The 16,590-nt window shown below is 77.6% G+C and carries 18 protein-coding genes; 4 read left to right on the forward strand and 14 right to left on the reverse strand.

Going from position 1 to position 16,590, the window contains the following annotated elements:
* The first annotated feature begins 102 nt into the window (after positions 1 to 102).
* Entirely contained in the window at positions 103 to 810 is a 708-nt protein-coding gene (locus tag CRP39_RS28040) for a (2Fe-2S)-binding protein (RefSeq protein ID WP_281253771.1), read from the forward strand.
* A gap of 22 nt (positions 811 to 832) precedes the next feature.
* Here CRP39_RS28040 and CRP39_RS12830 read toward each other — a convergent pair whose 3' ends face one another.
* Both CRP39_RS12830 and CRP39_RS12835 read right to left on the reverse strand, forming a co-directional pair.
* The gene (locus CRP39_RS12830; RefSeq protein WP_216359721.1) at positions 833 to 1,852 is read right to left on the reverse strand and encodes an S-adenosylmethionine:tRNA ribosyltransferase-isomerase; all 1,020 of its coding nucleotides are present in this window, start codon (positions 1,850 to 1,852) and stop codon (positions 833 to 835) included.
* The gene (locus CRP39_RS12835) at positions 1,849 to 2,571 is read right to left on the reverse strand and encodes an SDR family NAD(P)-dependent oxidoreductase (protein WP_097206781.1); all 723 of its coding nucleotides are present in this window, start codon (positions 2,569 to 2,571) and stop codon (positions 1,849 to 1,851) included. Before CRP39_RS12835 ends, CRP39_RS12830 begins: the two co-directional genes overlap by 4 nt.
* 82 nt (positions 2,572 to 2,653) lie before the next feature.
* Between CRP39_RS12835 and soxR the strand changes: the two genes are divergently transcribed.
* Both soxR and ygiD read left to right on the forward strand, forming a co-directional pair.
* Positions 2,654 to 3,124 (forward strand): redox-sensitive transcriptional activator SoxR, encoded by a 471-nt coding sequence (gene soxR, locus CRP39_RS12840; RefSeq protein WP_097206782.1) that lies wholly within the window; start codon positions 2,654 to 2,656, stop codon positions 3,122 to 3,124.
* A 66-nt stretch (positions 3,125 to 3,190) separates the two neighbouring features.
* A complete protein-coding gene (ygiD, locus tag CRP39_RS12845) occupies positions 3,191 to 4,042 on the forward strand; it encodes a 4,5-DOPA-extradiol-dioxygenase (RefSeq protein WP_216359722.1) in 852 nt (283 codons plus the stop codon).
* A 13-nt stretch (positions 4,043 to 4,055) separates the two neighbouring features.
* On the opposite strand, the gene CRP39_RS12850 is transcribed toward ygiD, so the two are convergent.
* The gene (locus CRP39_RS12850) at positions 4,056 to 4,349 is read right to left on the reverse strand and encodes a helix-turn-helix transcriptional regulator (RefSeq protein ID WP_245853825.1); all 294 of its coding nucleotides are present in this window, start codon (positions 4,347 to 4,349) and stop codon (positions 4,056 to 4,058) included.
* 147 nt (positions 4,350 to 4,496) lie between these two features.
* On the opposite strand from CRP39_RS12850, the gene CRP39_RS12855 reads away from it, so the two are divergent.
* Complete coding sequence (locus CRP39_RS12855) at positions 4,497 to 6,032, forward strand: HNH endonuclease signature motif containing protein (protein WP_097206783.1); 1,536 nt, start codon at positions 4,497 to 4,499, stop codon at positions 6,030 to 6,032.
* A gap of 37 nt (positions 6,033 to 6,069) precedes the next feature.
* On the opposite strand, the gene cobA is transcribed toward CRP39_RS12855, so the two are convergent.
* The 11 genes from cobA to CRP39_RS12910 all read right to left on the reverse strand — a co-directional run bounded on the left by cobA (position 6,070) and on the right by CRP39_RS12910 (position 16,548).
* Positions 6,070 to 7,353, reverse strand: coding sequence for a uroporphyrinogen-III C-methyltransferase (cobA, locus tag CRP39_RS12860; protein WP_097206784.1), 1,284 nt, complete (start codon positions 7,351 to 7,353; stop codon positions 6,070 to 6,072).
* Positions 7,350 to 8,450 carry a nicotinate-nucleotide--dimethylbenzimidazole phosphoribosyltransferase gene (gene cobT / locus CRP39_RS12865; RefSeq protein ID WP_245853865.1) on the reverse strand — a complete coding sequence of 367 codons (1,101 nt, stop codon included), beginning with the start codon at positions 8,448 to 8,450 and terminating at the stop codon, positions 7,350 to 7,352. Before cobT ends, cobA begins: the two co-directional genes overlap by 4 nt.
* Complete coding sequence (cobC, locus tag CRP39_RS12870; protein ID WP_097206785.1) at positions 8,447 to 9,526, reverse strand: Rv2231c family histidinol phosphate aminotransferase CobC; 1,080 nt, start codon at positions 9,524 to 9,526, stop codon at positions 8,447 to 8,449. The genes cobT and cobC overlap by 4 nt, the downstream gene beginning before the upstream one ends.
* A complete protein-coding gene (locus tag CRP39_RS12875) occupies positions 9,523 to 9,876 on the reverse strand; it encodes a cobalamin biosynthesis protein (protein ID WP_097206786.1) in 354 nt (117 codons plus the stop codon). The genes cobC and CRP39_RS12875 overlap by 4 nt, the downstream gene beginning before the upstream one ends.
* Positions 9,873 to 10,712: an energy-coupling factor ABC transporter ATP-binding protein gene (locus tag CRP39_RS12880; protein ID WP_097206787.1), complete on the reverse strand. Its 840-nt coding sequence runs from the start codon at positions 10,710 to 10,712 to the stop codon at positions 9,873 to 9,875. Before CRP39_RS12880 ends, CRP39_RS12875 begins: the two co-directional genes overlap by 4 nt.
* Positions 10,709 to 11,443: a cobalt ECF transporter T component CbiQ gene (gene cbiQ, locus CRP39_RS12885; RefSeq protein WP_097206788.1), complete on the reverse strand. Its 735-nt coding sequence runs from the start codon at positions 11,441 to 11,443 to the stop codon at positions 10,709 to 10,711. Before cbiQ ends, CRP39_RS12880 begins: the two co-directional genes overlap by 4 nt.
* Positions 11,440 to 11,748, reverse strand: coding sequence for an energy-coupling factor ABC transporter substrate-binding protein (locus CRP39_RS12890; protein WP_097206789.1), 309 nt, complete (start codon positions 11,746 to 11,748; stop codon positions 11,440 to 11,442). The genes cbiQ and CRP39_RS12890 overlap by 4 nt, the downstream gene beginning before the upstream one ends.
* Entirely contained in the window at positions 11,745 to 12,431 is a 687-nt protein-coding gene (locus CRP39_RS12895; protein WP_097206790.1) for an energy-coupling factor ABC transporter permease, read from the reverse strand. The genes CRP39_RS12890 and CRP39_RS12895 overlap by 4 nt, the downstream gene beginning before the upstream one ends.
* Positions 12,418 to 13,812 carry a cobyrinic acid a,c-diamide synthase CobB gene (locus CRP39_RS12900; protein WP_097206791.1) on the reverse strand — a complete coding sequence of 465 codons (1,395 nt, stop codon included), beginning with the start codon at positions 13,810 to 13,812 and terminating at the stop codon, positions 12,418 to 12,420. The genes CRP39_RS12895 and CRP39_RS12900 overlap by 14 nt, the downstream gene beginning before the upstream one ends.
* A 94-nt stretch (positions 13,813 to 13,906) precedes the next feature.
* Positions 13,907 to 14,521: a cob(I)yrinic acid a,c-diamide adenosyltransferase gene (gene cobO / locus CRP39_RS12905; RefSeq protein ID WP_097206792.1), complete on the reverse strand. Its 615-nt coding sequence runs from the start codon at positions 14,519 to 14,521 to the stop codon at positions 13,907 to 13,909.
* Positions 14,521 to 16,548, reverse strand: coding sequence for a putative cobaltochelatase (locus tag CRP39_RS12910; protein ID WP_097206793.1), 2,028 nt, complete (start codon positions 16,546 to 16,548; stop codon positions 14,521 to 14,523). Before CRP39_RS12910 ends, cobO begins: the two co-directional genes overlap by 1 nt.
* Positions 16,549 to 16,590 lie beyond the last annotated feature (42 nt).

Below are 16,590 nucleotides of genomic sequence, written 5' to 3' on the forward strand. Positions count from 1 at the left end.
CCGTCGCCCCAGGACGACGGAACGTGCTCCCCGCCACACCGTATGGTCCCGGGCCGCCCCGCGTCTGCCCCGTGTGGCGTGTGCACCGGCGACACTGCCCTGGTGAGTGGGGACGCGCAGGTGGAGGTGGCCGCCCGGGTGCCGGGGGCGGCGGGGCTCGGGCTGCTCGTGCCCCCCGCGGCGCGCCCGCTGCCCGCCGTCCGGCTGGCCGACCCGGCGTGGACGGCGGGGCGCCTGGCGGAGCTGGCCGAGCGGTACCGCAGCGACGACCGGCGGGTGCTGGCGACCGTCTGGTGGTACTCCGCCTCGTCGGTGCTGCTCACCCCGCCGCCGGCCGGGCTGCTGACCGGGCACCCGCTGTCGGCACGGCTGGCCGACACCACGCTGTTCGAGCTGCCCGGCGGTGTCCTCGTGGCGGCGACCACGACGGCCGGGAGCGGTGACGTCGCCGGCGAGCTGCGCACCTCCCTGGCGGCCGTGGTGGCCGCGGTCGCCGAGGCGGGCGGGATGCGGCCGCGCCCGCTGTGGGCGATCGCCACCGACTCGCTGGCCGGCCGGCTGCTGGCGCTGGGCCGCGCCGTGGGGGACGTGCCGAGGGCGACGGCGCTGGCCGCCGAGCTGGCGGCGGCGGTGGGGCCGCCGCTGCCGGCGCCGGGCCACGTCGACGTCGAGGGGGTCCGGTTCGTGCGGCGGGTGTCGTGCTGCCTGCTCTACCGGCTGCCCGGCCAGCCGCTGTGCGCCTCCTGCCCGCGCCGCCCGGCCGCCCACCGGGAGGCGCTCCTGGCCGACACCGCCGCCCGCATGCGGTGACGGTGCCTGCCGGGTCCGCGCCTCACGGTAGGAACAGCATCGTGTCCCCGTACTCGTGCCACAGGTAGGCGCCGGTGGCGGCGCGGGCGTAGGCCCGGTCGACCAGGTCCCGCCCGGCGACCGCCTCCAGCAGCAGGAGGTGACTGGCGTCGGGGGCGTGCAGCCCGGTGACCAGGCCGGTCACCGCGCGGGCCGGGCGGTCGGGGCCGAGGACGAGATCCGTCCAGCCGGCCGCGGGGGACGTGACGCCGTCCTCGCCGGTGGCGGACTCCAGCGCCCGCGTGACCGTGGTGCCGACGGCGACCACCCGCCGCCCGGCGCGCCGGGTGCTCGCGACCAGCCGGGCGGTGACCTCCGGTACCCGGAACCGCTCGGGCGCCGGGGGTTCGTGCAGCTCGGGGCTGGAGACGCCGGCGTGCAGCACGACCGGGGCGACGACGACGCCGCGGGCCATGAGCCGGACGAGCAGGCGCTCGGTGAACGGCCGTCCCGCGCTGGCGTTCTCCGCGCTGCCCGGTTCGGTGGCGTAGACGTTCTGCGCGTCGGCCAGGGTCGGGACCGCGGTGAGGTACCCGTAGCGGATCGGCTGCCCGTACCGCCGCAGGTGCTCGGCCATCGGCACCGGCGGCTCGGGGCGGGCCCGCCAGAGCCGCGAGGGCCGCGCCGGGTCGGGGAAGCCCGCGAGCAGCCGCAGCGTGACGCCGCCGGGCAGGTCGAGCACCGTGCCGGGCTCCACACCACGGTCGGGGCCGTCGTTGCCCGGGCGGCGTACCTCGACCACCCAGTCGCCGTCGTCCAGCGCCGTCGAGACGTGCAGCGGGGTGCTCGTGCCGTCGGCCCGCCGCGCCTCCAGCCGGGCGGGCAGCGTCGCGGAGGTGTTGACGACGAGCAGGTCGCCGGGCTCCAGGTGCCCGGGCAGGTCGCGGAAGGTGGTGTCGAGCAGGCCGTCGGGGCGGACCACCATCATCCGGACGCCGTCCCGCGGCAGGCCCCGGTGCTCCGGCGGGGCGGTCGCCTCCCGGCCCATGGTCAGCGAGCTCACCGGGTCACCTCCAGGCGGACCGGCGCGCCGGCGGCCGGGTCCGTGGTGAGGTCGGCGGCGCGGTACCGGCCGCTGGGCAGGTCGCCGTCGACGAGCCACAGCAGCGCCGGGACGACGGTCTCCGGGGCGGGCAGGCCGGTCGTGTCGGGGTCGGCCGCGCGGTGCATGTCGGTGGCCATGTCGCCCGGGTCGACGGCGTACAGCCGCAGGCCGGGGTGCTCGGCGGCGAGGACGGCGGTCAGGTGGTCGAGCGCGGCCTTGCTCGCGCCGTACCCACCCCAGCCCGGGTAGGCCTCGACTGCGGCGTCGCTGCTGATGTCCACGACGCGACCGCCCGCCCGTTCCAGGGCCGGCAGCACCGCCTGCAGCAGGGCCAGCGGGGCGACGGTGTTGACCGCCAGCACCCGCTCGAGGGCCGCCACGGGCAGGTCGGCCAGCCGGGGCAGCGGGGTGGGGCCGAGGTCGCTGGCGTTGTTGACCAGCAGGTGGAGCCGGTCGGGGACGGCGGCGGCGAGCGCGGCGCGGTGGGCGGCGTCGGCGACGTCGCCCGGGACCGCGGTGACGAGGTCGGGGCGGGGGAGGGCGGCGACGGTCGCGGCGAGCCGGTCGGGGTCCCGGCCGTCGACCACCAGCCGCCAGCCGCGGCGGTTCAACGCCTCGGTCAGGGCGGCGCCCAGGCCGCGGGAGGCTCCGGTGACGAGTGCGGTTGGAGTGCTCATGGGGTTACCGTGGGATCTCAAGTCGACTTGAGGTCAAGGGGTTCGCGCCGAGTCATGGGGTCGGCGCGGGGCGGGAGGTGTCGTGGCCGAGGAACTGACCATCGGGCAGGTCGCGCAGCGGTCGGGGGTCGCCGCGTCGGCGCTGCGCTACTACGAGGCGCAGGGCCTCGTCGCGGCGTCCCGGACCGCCGGGGGCGCCCGCCGCTTCCCGCGCAGCGTGCTGCGCCGGCTGGCGTTCATCCGCGCCGCGCAGAACGTGGGGCTGACGCTGCCGGAGATCCGGGAGGCGCTGGCGACCCTGCCCGAGGGGCGCACCCCCTCGGCGCGCGACTGGGCGCGGCTGTCCCAGGGCTGGCGGGACCGGCTGGACGAGCAGATCGCGGCGCTGGTCCAGCTGCGCGACGGACTGTCGTCGTGCATCGGCTGCGGCTGCCTGTCGCTGACCCGGTGCGCGCTGTCCAACCCCGGCGACGTCGCCGGCGGGTACGGGCCAGGAGCGCGGTGGCTGTCCCCGGCGTTGCGCCGCGTGCCGCCCACCTCGAACGCGGGCTGACGCGCTCGCTTCCGGCGCGGGGGCGGGAGATGATCGGCGGGTCAGCGTCGACGAGGGGAGCGCCGGATGCCGGTCATGCCCGCCGCGTTCATCGGCCACGGCAACCCGATGAACGCCCTCGAGCAGAACCGCTACACCCAGGCGTGGCGGGCGTTCGGGCAGTCGGTGCCCCGGCCGCGGGCCATCCTGGTGGTGTCGGCCCACTGGTACGTGCACGCCACCGCGGTGACGGCCATGCCCCGGCCGCGGACCATCCACGACTTCTTCGGCTTCCCCCGCGAGCTGTTCGACGTGAGCTACGAGCCCCCCGGCCTGCCCGAGCTGCACGAGGAGATCGCCGACGTCGTCCACCCGACCTGGGTGGGCGCCGACCGGGACAGCTGGGGCATCGACCACGGGACCTGGTCGGTGCTGCGGCACGCCTTCCCCGACGCCGACATCCCCGTCGTCCAGCTGTCGATCAACGCGCTCAAGCCGTTCGACTACCACCTGCAGCTGGGGGCGTCCCTGGCGCCGCTGCGGGAGGACGGCGTGCTGGTGATCGGCAGCGGCAACGTCGTCCACAACCTCGGCGGGGTCAGCCGCGCGCTGCCCGACGCCGGGTTCGACTGGGCGCGCCGGTTCGACGAGGAGGCCCGCGAGCTCATGCAGCTCGAGCCCACCGAGGTGGCCAAGCTCGACGGGCACCGCGACTACGACCTCGCCGTCCCGACGCCGGACCACTTCCTGCCGTTGCTGTACGTCGCCGGGCTGGCCGGCGCGACGGGCCTGACCGCCGACGTGCTGGTGGACGGCTACGCCTACGGCTCGCTGTCGATGACCGCCTACACCGTCGGCATGACCCCGCCGGTGTCCGACGGGGTCGGGTTCGCCGCCCCGCTGCCCGAGGAACCGCCCCCGGACGGCGCGAACATCTGAGAGCGCCCAGGACTCAGCCGGCCTCCGAGACGGCCGGGCGACGTCGCTGATCCGCGAAGGCCCGGGTGGAGAAGACCACCTCGACCGGCAGGCCGAAGAACTCGGCGAGGCGCAGCGCCAGGTGCAGGCTCGGGTCGTACCCGCCGCGCTCCAGGTGGCCGACGGTCCGGTAGTGGACGCCGAGGGCGTCGGCGAGCTCGCGCCGGGTGACGACGCCGTCGTCGGACGTTCCCGCGGGAACGTCGACGGCTGTCTGGCCAGTACTCCTGCCACCCCTCGCGGCCGGCTCGATCCTCCGGTTGCGCATTCCCCCGGTTCGCCCGAACCCGGGTCAGCGAGTGCTTGTGAGACCGCGCGCCGTCGGCGTTCCTGCGGGAACGCGGACGGACGTCTCACCAGCTGTTCTGTCGGTACCTCGCCCTACTGTTCGAACACAGGTTCGAGGAGGTGGGCGGTGTCCGAGCAGTCCGAGGTGGCCGAGTTGCCGCTGGAGGAGGTGGCGCGGCGGATCACCAGTGGTGCCGTGCGGCTGGCCGCGGCCACGGCGGCGTGGCTGGCGTTGGTCGCGGAGTTCGACCGCCGGGAGGGGTGGGGGGCGGCCGGCATCCGCTCGTGTGCGCACTGGCTGGCCTGGCAGTGCGGCCTGTCTCCCGGTGCCGCGCGCGAGCACGTCCGGGTGGCCCGGGCGCTGACCGCCCTGCCGTCGACGGCGGCGGCGTTCACCGCCGGGCGGCTGTCGTACGCCAAGGTCCGGGCGCTGACCCGGGTCGCCGAGCCGGCCACCGAGGCGATGCTGCTGGACCTGGCCTCCGAGCTCACGGCGTCGCAGGTGGAGCGGGTCGTCCGCCAGTGGCGCCGCGCGGACGCCGTGGACCGCGGCACCGTCGTCGCCCGGCGGCGGTTCGACTCCTGGTGGGATGACGACGGGATGCTGCACGTCCGGATGTGCCTGGACGCCGAGGCCGGCGCGGCCTTCCTGGCCGGGGTCGACTCGCTGGCCGAACGGGCCGCCCGCCGCGAGCGGGCCGCCACCGAGCGGGACGCCGGCGTGCGGGGCGGTGCCGGCGGCGCCGACGACGAGGGGGTGCCGGGCCGGGGGCGGATCACCGAGCGGCGCTGCGCGGCGGTCGCGCAGCTCGCGTCGGCCGCGGCCGATGCCGACCGGCGGGCCGGGGACCCGCCGCGCCGGGAGGTGGTGGTCCACGTCGACGCCGCGGTGGTCGCCGACGACGCCGCCGCCGGCCGCGCGCATCTGCAGGGCGGCCCGGCGCTGCACCCCGCTCAGGTGCGCCGGATGCTGTGCGAGGCCACCGTGGTGACGATGCTGACGCGCGGCCGCGAGCCCCTGGCCGTCGGCCGCGCGCGGCGCTTCGCCACTCGGGCCCAGCGCCGGGCGCTGCACCGCCGCGACGGCGGCTGCGCCCGCCCCGGCTGCGCGGAGATCCGCATCGAGCGGCTGCACGCCCACCACCTGCGGCACTGGCTGTTCGGCGGAGCGACCGACGTGTCGAACATGGTGCTGCTGTGCGACACCGACCACGGCCAGGCCCACGACCTGGAACTGGTCATCTCCCGCCGCGACGGCCGGCTCGTCGCCACCGCCCCCGACGGCCGCCGGGTCTGGGGCGCGGTCGACGCCGGCTTCCGCGACGGGGTGGCCGGCCTGGGCGGTGGAGCGGACGACGACCGGTTCGCCGGTGTCCAGCCGCTGGACCGGACCATCGGCCGCCGCCCGGCACCGGCACCCGCCCCGGGTGCGGCGCTGGGTCCGGAGGAGGCATCGGAACCGGTCCAGGAGGCGCCGACCGCGTCGATCACCCGGCTGCTCTTCCCCGACCGCGCCCCCGACCTGCCCGACGCCGTGCACGTCAACGGCGAGCCGATGGACCTCGCCTACGTCGTCGGCGTCCTGCTCGGCAACCGCGACCTGGAACGCCGTCTGGCCGCCGAGAACGCCGGGGGCCACGGAGGGCTGGTCGCCGCGGCCTGACCACCGGCGTCCCCGCGGGAACGCCGGCGCCCGGACGTCAGCGCGAGGAGCCCAGCTCCGCGGCCAGCCGCACGACCTCCCCGACCACCCAGACCGCGGGCGGGCGGATGCCCTCGTCGGCCAGCGTCTGCGCCAGCCCGGCCAGCGTGGTGCGCACGGTGTGCTGCGTGGGCGTCGAACCGTCGGCGACCACGGCAACGGGGGTGTCTGCGGGTCGGCCGTGCTCGACGAGGGCCGCGGCGATCGCCGGGGCGGTGTCCACGCCCATGAGCACGACCAGGGTGCCGCGGAGCCGGGCCAGCGCCGTCCAGTCGACCAGCGAGGAGGGGTGCCCCGGGGGCAGGTGACCGGAGACGACGACGAACTCGTGGGTCAGCCCGCGGTGGGTCACCGGGATGCCGGCCAGCGCCGGGACCCCGATCGCCGACGTCACCCCGGGTACCACCTCGACCGGGACGCCGGCGGCCACGCAGGCCGCCAGCTCCTCCATGCCGCGGCCGAAGACGAACGGGTCGCCGCCCTTGAGCCGCACCACCCGCCGCCCGGCCCGCGCGTGCTCCACGAGCAGCGCGTTGATCTGCTCCTGGGCCATGTAGCGACCCCGGGGCAGCTTGGAGGCGTCGATCACCTCGACGTCGGCCGGCAGCGAGGCGAGCAGCGACTGCGGCGCGAGGTGGTCGGCGACGACGACGTCGGCCTGCGACACCGCCTGCTGCCCCCGCACGGTGATCAGGCCCGGGTCCCCGGGGCCGCCGCCGACGAGGACGACCGTGCCCGGGTGGCCCTCCGGCGCGGCGCGGGCGGCGCGGTCGCGGATGCTGCCGTCGGTGAGCCCGGCGACCACCGCGTCTCGGACGCCGACCGCTCGCTGCGGGTCACCGCCGCCGTGGACGCCGACGACGAGGTCCCCCTGCCGGCCGACGGCCGGGGTCCAGACGCTCGACGCGGCGCGGTCGTCGGCCCGGGCGCAGAAGACCCGGGCGGCCTCGGCCTCCGCGGCGACCGCGGCGTTGACCGCGGGGTCGTCGGTGGCGGCCACCGCGTACCAGGCGCCGGCGAGGTCGCCGGGCTCGTAGCGGCGGCGCACCCAGGTGACCGCACCCGGCCCGACCAGCGCCTCGAGCGCCGGGGTGACGTCGGGGCTGACCACGGTGACCCGGGCCCGCGCCTCCAGCAGTCCGGCCACGCGACGGTGCGCGACCTGGCCGCCGCCGACGACGACGACCCGCCGGTCCATCAGCCGCAGCCCGACCGGGTAGACGGCAGCCGCCGGGGCGGCGGGCGGGTCGGGTCGTCGCGGGTCGACCGGGGTGGCGGTCATTCGTCCTTCCCGGTGACGCCGGCGGAGTCGAAGGTGGCCACGTCGCGCAGGGCCCGGGCCGCGCTGGCCACCAGCGGCAGCGCCAGCAGCGCCCCGGTGCCCTCGCCCAGGCGCAGGTCCAGGCCGAGGAGCGGGCGCAGGCCCAGGGCGCGCAGCGCGAGGCCGTGGCCCGGCTCGGCGGAGGTGTGCCCGGCCAGCGCGTGCTCCAGCGCGGTGGGGCACAGCGCCGCCGCGACCAGCGCGGCCGAGCCGGCGATCACGCCGTCCAGCAACACCGGGACGCGGGCGGCCGCGGCACCGAGCACGAACCCGGCCAGCGCCGCGTGCTCCAGTCCGCCCAGCTCGGCCACGGCCGCGAGCGCCGCCTCCGGGGTGGTGGGCCGCTCGGGGACGCGCGCCACCGCCCGCGTCACCACCTCGACCTTGCGGGCCAGCGTCCGGTCGTCGACGCCGGTGCCGCGACCGGTGGCCTCGGCGGGGGAGGCCCCGGTGAACGCGCAGACCAGCGCCGCAGACGCGGTGGTGTTCGTGATGCCCATGTCCCCGGTGACGAGGCAGCCGTGGTCGGCGGCGAGCGTCGTCGCCACCTCGATGCCGGCCTCGACGGCCAGCCGCGCCTCGTCGAGGGTCATCGCCGGGCCGACGGCCAGGTCGGCGGTGCCGTATCGGACCTTGCGACGCAGCAGTGCGGGCGTGGCCTCGACCGCGTACGAGGTGGCCACGCCGACGTCCACCACGACCACGTCGGCGCCCAACTGTGCCGCGAACGCGTTGACGACCGCGCCGCCGCGGACGAGGTTGGCCACCATCTGCGCCGTGACCTCCTGCGGCCACGGCGTGACGCCCTGGGTGTGCACCCCGTGGTCGGCGGCGAACACCGCGACGGCGGTGGGTGCCGGCAGCGGCGGCGGGCAGGTCCCCGCGGTGCCGCACAGCTGGGCGGCGACGTCCTCCAGGACGCCGAGTGAGCCCGGCGGCTTGGTCATCCGGTCCAGCCGGTCGCGGGCGGCGCGCTCGGCCTGGGCGTCCCGGGGGGCGACCGCGGCGATCGTGTCGCCCAGCAGGGTGCCGGCGAACGGGGGCGGGTCGGTGCTCAGCGGATCTCCTCGGGCTGGCGGGGCTGGCCCCGCGGCGTCGGTGGCGCGGGAGGGATCCCCTCCAGGATCGCAGCGAGGTCGGCGGCGAACGCACGCGAGGTCGCCGGTTCGCGGACGGCGACCCGCAGGTGGTCGCCGTCGAGGCCCGGGAACGTGTCGCCCCGGCGCACCGCCCAGCCGCGCTCCCGCAGCTGCGCCCGCACCCGTTCGCCGTCCGGCACCCGGAGCAGGACGAAGGACGACCGCGGCTCGCCGAGCACCTGGACCTGCGGCGGCAGGGCGTGCAGCAGCACGCCGCGGTGGTCGATCAGGTGGTGAGCGGCCACGGTGGCCTCCGCACGGGCGGCGGTCGTGGTGCACGCGGTGAGCGCGGCGAGCGCGAGGGTCGAGACCGGCCAGTGCGGCTGGTGGGCGGCGAGCTCGGCGACCAGGTCCGGCGGGCCGAGCGCGTAGCCGACGCGCAGCCCGGCGAGCCCCCACGTCTTGGTCAGGCTGCGCACCACGACCAGCCCCGGCAGGTCCCGCCGGCCGGCCAGCGACTCCGGCTCCCCGGGCGCGGTGTCGGCGAACGCCTCGTCCACCAGGAGCACGCGGCCGGGCCGGGCCAGCGCGGCGACGTCGGCCGCGGGGTGCAGCACCGAGGTGGGGTTGGTCGGGTTGCCGAGCACGACCAGGTCGGCGTCCGCCGGCACGGCAGCGGGGTCCAGCCGGTACGCCGGTGCGGCCAGCAGCACCCGCTCGACCAGGTGGCCGGCGGCCCGCAGCGCCGCCTCCGGCTCGGTGAACGACGGGTGGACGACGACCGCGCGCCGCGGCCGCAGCGCCCGCGCGGCCAGGGTGAACGCCTCGGCGGCGCCGGCGGTGAGCAGCACCTCCCCCGGTGGACGGCCGTGCGCGGCCGCGACCGCGGCCCGCGCGGGACCGGCGTCGGGGTAGCCGGCGGCGTCGTCGAGCGCGGCGTGCAGGACGGTGCGCAGCCACGCCGGCGGGGTGCCCGCCCGGACGTTGACGGCGAGGTCGATGAGGCCCGGGGCCAGCTCGGCGTCCCCGTGGTGCCGGAGGTCGGGCGCTGTCATGAAGCGACCGCCACGGTGACCGGGCCGACCACCGTCCGGGCCACCAGCAGGGTGCCGCCGCCCAGCAGCGCCGCGGCCTCCGCGACCGATGCCGTCCCGACCGCGTCGGCCACCCGCGCCGACGGGGAGGGGACCGGGACGGCGGCCAGGGTGGCCGCCGGGTGCCCGGTGAGCGGCCAGCCCCTGGCGGCCGCGGCGGCCTGCAGGCCCGGCTCCGCGGCGCGGACGTCGAGCGTGGCCAGCCGCACGCCGTCCTGGGGAGCTGCGCAGGCCGGCAGGACGGCGTCCACCGCGGCGAGCACCTCCGCGGCGCTCACCCCCGGCCGCGCACCGACGCCGACGACGGTCACGGGGTCACCGCCTGCGGCAGCGCGGCCAGCAGCGCGTCGGCGTCGCGGGGCAGTGGGCCCTCGGGGAGCAGGCCGAGCGCGCGCAGCCGGGCGCCGACGGACAGCGCCCAGGGACGGTCCAGCCGGGCGCGGCCGAGCAGGGCGTCGTCGGCGAGCAGCTTCGTGGGTGCCCCCTGCACCACGGCGCGGTCGACGACGACGGCCACCTCGTCGGCCCAGCGCAGCGCCAGGTCGACGTCGTGGGTGCTCATGACCACCGTCGAGCCCGCGCCCCGCAGCCGTTCCAGCGCGGCCAGGGCCTCCACCACCGCCGACGGGTCCAGCCCGGCGGTGGGCTCGTCGAGCAGCAGCACGCAGGGCCGCATCGCGACCGCGCCGGCGATCGCGACCCGCTTGCGCTCGCCGTAGGACAGCTGGTGGGTGGGCCGCCCGGCCAGGTCCGTGACGCCCAGCAGGTCGAGGGCCTCGGCGACGCGGGCCCGCACGGCCTCCTCGTCCAGCCCGAGGTTGAGCGGGCCGAAGGAGACGTCCTGGGCGACCGAGGCGCTGAACAGCTGGTCGTCGGGGTCCTGCAGGACCAGTTGCACCTCCTGGCGGTGCACCCGCAGCCCGCGCCGGGTGTGCCGCAGCCGCTCGCCGTCCAGCGCGACCGTGCCGGCGGCCGGCTCCAGGGCCCCGGACAGGCAGCGCAGCAGCGTGGTCTTGCCCGACCCGTTGGCGCCCAGCAGCGCCAGCCGCCGTCCGGCCGGGACGGTGAGGCCGGCGCCGTCGAGCACCCACCGGCCGCGCTCGTAGCCGGCGACCAGGCCCTCGGCGGTCAGTGTCCGGTGGCTCACGCGGCGAGCACCCCGAGCGACACCAGCGCCGCCAGCCCGGCGGCGGACGCGGCGAGGAACGCCCGGGACGACGGCAGGGCCTCCGGCAGCACCCGCAGGCCGGTCTCCATCCCGCGGCCGGCGAGCCCCTCCTGCAGCCGGCGGGCACGGTCCCAGGAGCGGGTCAGGACGGCCGCGGCGAGCGCTCCCGAGGAGCGGTAGGAGCGGCGGACCGACGAGTGGCCCATCCGCGCCGCCTGCGCCTCGCGGATGGTGGACAGGCTCTCCAGCAGCACGAACAGCAGCCGGTAGGTGACCGCGGCGACCTCGACGACGGCCGCCGGCACCCGCAGGCGGCGCAGCACCGGGAGCAGGTCCGACACCGGCGTGGTGGTGGCCAGCAGGAGGACCGCGGCGGTGCCCGCCACGGCGTGCCCGACCAGCGAGCCGGCCCGCGCCGCGGCGTCGGGCGCCCAGCCCAGGCCGCCGTCGCCGACGGAGACCACCGCGGTCAGGGCGCCGGTGGCCACGAAGGCCAGCGGCCAGCGGACGGCCCGGCCGAACGTGCGGGCCGGCACGCGGGCGGGGCCGAGCGCCAGGGCGACGGCGGTGAGGGCGACGAGCACGCTGCCGGGCCAGGCGGGCAACGCCAGGGCGCAGCCGACCAGCCCGGCGCAGAGCAGCAGCTTGTCGCCCGGCGCACGCCGACGCCAGGCGCTGCGCCAGGCAGCGTCGTCGACGGCCAGGCTCACGGGTGTCCGCGCTCCGGTGGGGGCGCCGGCTCGGCCCGGCGGCGCCCGCGCAGGAGGCCGAGGACGTAGCCGAGCACGCCCGCGCCGACGGCGGCCTGGAGGGCGAACAGCCCCGACTCGACCTCGCCGGCCGGGCTGGAGAGCGACTCGAACCAGGGGGTGTAACCCCCGGCCTCGAGCTCCTCGGCGACCGCGGCGTCGGTGCCGCCGTACTCGGAGGCGCCGCCGTCGAGCAGCAGCGGGACGGCGAACAGCGCCACCACCGCCAGCACGAGCAGGACGTCGACCACGGAACGGCGGGTCACGCGGCACCTCCGGGAGCGACCGTCGGCTGCAGGACGCCGAGCCGTTCGAGCTCCGGGCGGGCGTTGGCGGTGAGGACCCGGAACAGCAGCACGCCGAGCAGGCCCTCCCCGATGGCCAGCGGGACCTGGGTGACCGCGAAGACGCCGAGGAACTTGCCCAGCGCCCCGACCAGGCCGGTGCTCGCGTCGGGGAACGCCAGCGCCAGCTGCACCGACGTCGTCACGTAGGTGGCCAGGTCGGCCAGCGCGACGGCTACGAACACGGCGGGCAGCAGCCCCGCCCCGGCCGCACGGGCCAGCCGGTAGGCCCCGTACCCGGCCCACGGCCCGACCACGGCGAAGGCGACGGCGTTGGCGCCCAGCGTGGTCAGCCCGCCGTGGGCCAGCAGCAACGCCTGGAACAGCAGGACCACCGTGCCCAGCAGCGCCATCACCGGCGGCCGGAACAGGACGGCGCCGACGCCGGTGCCGGTCGGGTGGCTGGAGCTGCCGGTGACCGAGGGCAGCTTGATGGCGCTCAGCACGAAGGTGAACGCGCCGGCCGCGCCGAGCAGGAGCGTGGACTCCGGGTGTTCGCGCACCTCCTTCACGACCGCCCGGGCGCCGTGGACGACGAACGGTGCCGCGACGACGGTCCAGCCGATGGCGTGGGCCGGCGGCAGGAAGCCCTCAGCGATGTGCATGCTGCTGCTCCGATCGGTCGGTGCGGGCCGTGGTGCAGGCCGCGACGAAGCGGGTGGCCATGGCCGGCGACCCGGCCCAGTTCAGGTGCAGGTAGCTGGCGTGGACGCGGCCGGTGACGAACCCCTCCGGAGCGGCGCCGGCCCACTGCCAGGCCGGCGCGGACCCCGCGGGGGGAGTCGCGACGGTGCGGTGGAACTCGTGGCCGCGCACCCGCGTCCCGGCCGGGGCCAGCACCGAGTCGGTGAGCGCGGCGGCGGCGCGGTAGCCGAGGGTCAGCGCCGGGGACATCGCCGCCTCGGTGTCGAGGACGCCGCACATCGGCAGGCCGTCGAGGCTGCGGGCCAGGTACAGCAGCCCGGCGCACTCGGCCGCGACCGGACCGCCCCGGGCGGCGAGCGCGGCGACGTCGGCCCGCAGGCCGGTGTTGGCCGACAGGTCCGCGGCGTGCACCTCGGGGAAGCCGCCGCCGACGACGAGGCCGGCGGTGTCCTCGGGCAGGCGCTCGTCGCGCAGCGGGTCGACGGTCACCACCTCGGCGCCGGCGGCCGCGAGCAGCTCGGCGTTCTCCGCGTAGCCGAAGGTGAACGCCGCACCACCGGCGACGGCGATCCGCGGCCGCCCGGGTACGGGCGCGACCTCCGCGGCGGGGTCCCACGGGACGGCGTCCAGCGCAGGGGCCGACCGCGCCAGCCGCAGGACGGCGTCCAGGTCGAGGGCGGCGGCGATCGTCTCCCCGAGCCCACGGACCGTCGTCAGGGCCTCCGCCGACCGCTCGGCGGCCGGCACCAGCCCGAGGTGCCGGGACGGCGTGGTCAGGGACTCCAGCCGCCGGACCGCCCCGAGCACCGGCACCCCGGAGGCGCCCAGGGCGTCACGCAGGATCTCCTCGTGCCGGTCGCTGCCGACCCGGTTGAGCACCACCCCGCCGAGGCGCACCCTCGGGTCGAAGGTGGCGAAGCCGTGCACCAGCGCCGCGACGGACTGCGCCTGGGCCGAGGCGTCGACGACGAGCACGACCGGCGCCCGCAATAGCCGGGCGACGTGCGCGGTGGACGCGAAGCCGGGCTCCACCGACGGGTGCGTGGCGCCGTCGAACAGGCCCATGACCCCCTCGACCACCGCGACGTCGGCACCGCGGGCCCCGTGCAGGAACAGCGGTACGACCCGCTCCTCGCCGACCAGCACCGGGTCGAGGTTGCGGCCGGGCCGGCCGGCGGCGAGCGCGTGGTAGCCGGGGTCGATGTAGTCGGGGCCCACCTTGTGCGGGGAGACGGACAGGCCGCGGGCGGTGAGGGCGGCGGCCAGCCCGGTGGCGACCGACGTCTTGCCGGAGTTGCTCGCCGGCGCGGCGACGACGACGCGGGGAACCGCGCTGGTCACGGGAGTCCCCCGTCGATCATCGGCAGGTGGCTGTCGACACGCCGTACGCGTGCAGCCACACGCCGATGATCACGGCGGCGGGTCCGGGCGGCGCTCACCACTCGATCCCCCGCTGGCCCTTCTGACCGGCGTCCATCGGGTGCTTGACCTTGGTCATCTCCACGACCAGGTCCGCGGCCTCGACCAGCGCCGGGTGCGCATTGCGCCCGGTGACCACGACGTGCTGGGTGCCCGGGCGGGCGAGCAGCGTCGCCACGACGTCGTCGACGTCCACCCAGCCCCAGTGGATCGGGTAGGTGAACTCGTCGAGGACGTAGAACCGGTGCGCCTCGGCGGCGAGGTCCCGCTTGATCTGCGCCCAGCCCTCGGCGGCGTCGGCGGCGTGGTCCACCTCGGTGCCCTGCCGGCGCGACCAGCTCCACCCCGAGCCCATCTTGTGCCAGACGACCGGGCCGCCCTCACCGGTCTGCTCGTGCAGCCGGCCCAGCGCGGTGAGCGCGTTCTCCTCGCCCACCTTCCACTTCGCGCTCTTGACGAACTGGTAGACCGCGACCGGCCAGCCCTGGTTCCACGCCCGCATCGCCATGCCGAACGCGGCGGTGGACTTGCCCTTCATCTCGCCGGTGTGGACGACGAGCAGCGGTCGGTTGCGCCGCGCCTTCGTGGTCAGCCCGTCGTCCGGGGTGACGGGAACCTGTCCCCGGGGCATCAGGCGGCCCTCGCCGTCCGCACGGAGGCGGCCAGCGACTCGGCGGCCAGCTCCTCCAGCCGCAGCGTCGTCGCGCCGAGGTGCGCGCCGAGGGCCCCGGCCAGGCCCAGCCGCACCGGCCCGGACTCGCAGTCGACGACGACAGCGGCCGTCCGCGCGGCGGCCAGCAGCCCGGCGGCGGCGTGCGCGTCGGCGACGTGCGCGCCGCCGCGCGCCCCGGTGGCCCGGCCGTCGGTGACGACGACCAGCAGCGGACGGCGCCGAGGATCACGCACCCGCTCCACCCGCAGCGTCTCGTGCGCCCGTAGCAGGCCCGCGGCCAGCGGCGTGCGGCCGCCCGTGGGGAGTTCGCGCAGCCGCGTCGCGGCCGCCTCGACCGACCACGTGGGCGGCAGCGCCAGCTCGGCGCCGGAGCCGCGGAAGGTGACCAGGCCCACCTTGTCCCGCCGCTGGTAGGCGTCCAGGAGCAGGGACAGGACCGCACCCTTGACCGCGGCCATCCGCGACCGGGAGCCCATCGAGCCGCTGGCGTCGACGCAGAACAGCACGAGGTTGCCCTCGCGGCCCTCGACGGTCGCCTGGCGGAGGTCGCCGCGCTGGATGCGCAGCCCGGACCCCGTGCGCCCGCGGGCGACCTGGTGTGGCGCGGCGGCGAGCACGGTGCCGGTCAGGTGCAGCCGGGTGACGGTGCCGGTGGGGCGGGTGGAGCCGACCACCCGGCCGCGCTCGGCGCGGGCCCGGGACCGCCGCCCGGCCGCGCCCGCGCCGATGCCGGGCACCTCCAGCCGGCGGGTGCGGAACGGGTCGGCCGGTGCGACGGCGGCCCGCTCGGGTGCCGCGCCCCCCGTCGACGCGGAGTCGCTGCCGCCGACGTCAGGCGTAGGAGGCTCTCCTCGCGTCTCGGCGTCGGATGCGTGTGTATCGCTTCCTGTGCCTGGTCCGGCCGGACCAGGCACAGGAGGCGGGGCGCCGTCGTCGGGATCGGGGCTGCCGGGGCCGGGGTCGTCGTCGGGCGGTTCCGGGCGGGCGTCGTCGAGTGCCTGCTCCAGGGTCTCCTCGTCCAGGCCCGGCGCGTCGAAGGGGTTGCGGCGCCGGCGGTGGGGCAGCGCGAGGCGGGCGGCGACGCGGACGTCGTCCTCGATGACCTCGTCGCGGCCGCACCAGGCGGCGTGGGCGATGGCGGCGCGGGCGGTGACCAGGTCCGCGCGCAGCCCGTCGACGTCGAACGCGGCGCACACGGCGGTCACCTGGCGCAGCGCGCCGTCGGAGAGGACGACGTGCGGCAGGCGGGCGCGGGCGTCGGCGATCCGGGCGGCCAGGCCGGACTCCTCCGCGGCCCACCGTGCGGTGAAGCCGGCGGGGTCGGCGTCGTGGGCGAACCGGCGGCGGACCACCTCGGCGCGCTCGGCGGGGTCGCGTGGCGCGGCGACCTCCACGGTGAGGCCGAAGCGGTCGAGCAGCTGCGGGCGCAGCTCGCCCTCCTCGGGGTTCATCGTGCCGACCAGCAGGAATCGGGAGGCGTGCCGCACCGAGACGCCCTCACGCTCGACGTAGGCGGTGCCCAGGGCGGCGGCGTCGAGCAGCAGGTCGACCAGGTGGTCGTGCAGCAGGTTGACCTCGTCCACGTAGAGCACGCCGCGGTGCGCGGCGGCCAGCAGCCCGGGCTCGAAGGCCTTCACGCCCTCGGTGAGGGCCCGCTCGAGGTCGAGGGAGCCGACGACGCGGTCCTCCGACGCGCCGACCGGCAGCTCCACCAGCCGCGCCGGCCGGGTGTGCCCGGCGGCGCCCACCTCGTGCGGACCGTCGGGGCAGCCCGGGTCGGGCGCGGCGGGGGCGCAGGCGAACCGGCAGCCGGGGACGACGTCCACCGGCGGCAGGACGGCGGCCAGCGCGCGCACCGCCGTCGACTTCGCCGTCCCCTTCTCGCCCCGGACCAGCACACCCCCCACGGCCGGGGAGACGGCGTTGAGCAGCAGGGCCAGCCGCATGTCGGTCATGCCGACGACAGCGCTGAGGGGATAGGTCATGCGGGTCGACCGTGCATCGCACGCGTCCTCTCCCCGGGTGTC

Source organism: Geodermatophilus sabuli, assembly GCF_900215145.1.
Taxonomy (GTDB): Bacteria; Actinomycetota; Actinomycetes; order Mycobacteriales; family Geodermatophilaceae; genus Geodermatophilus; species Geodermatophilus sabuli.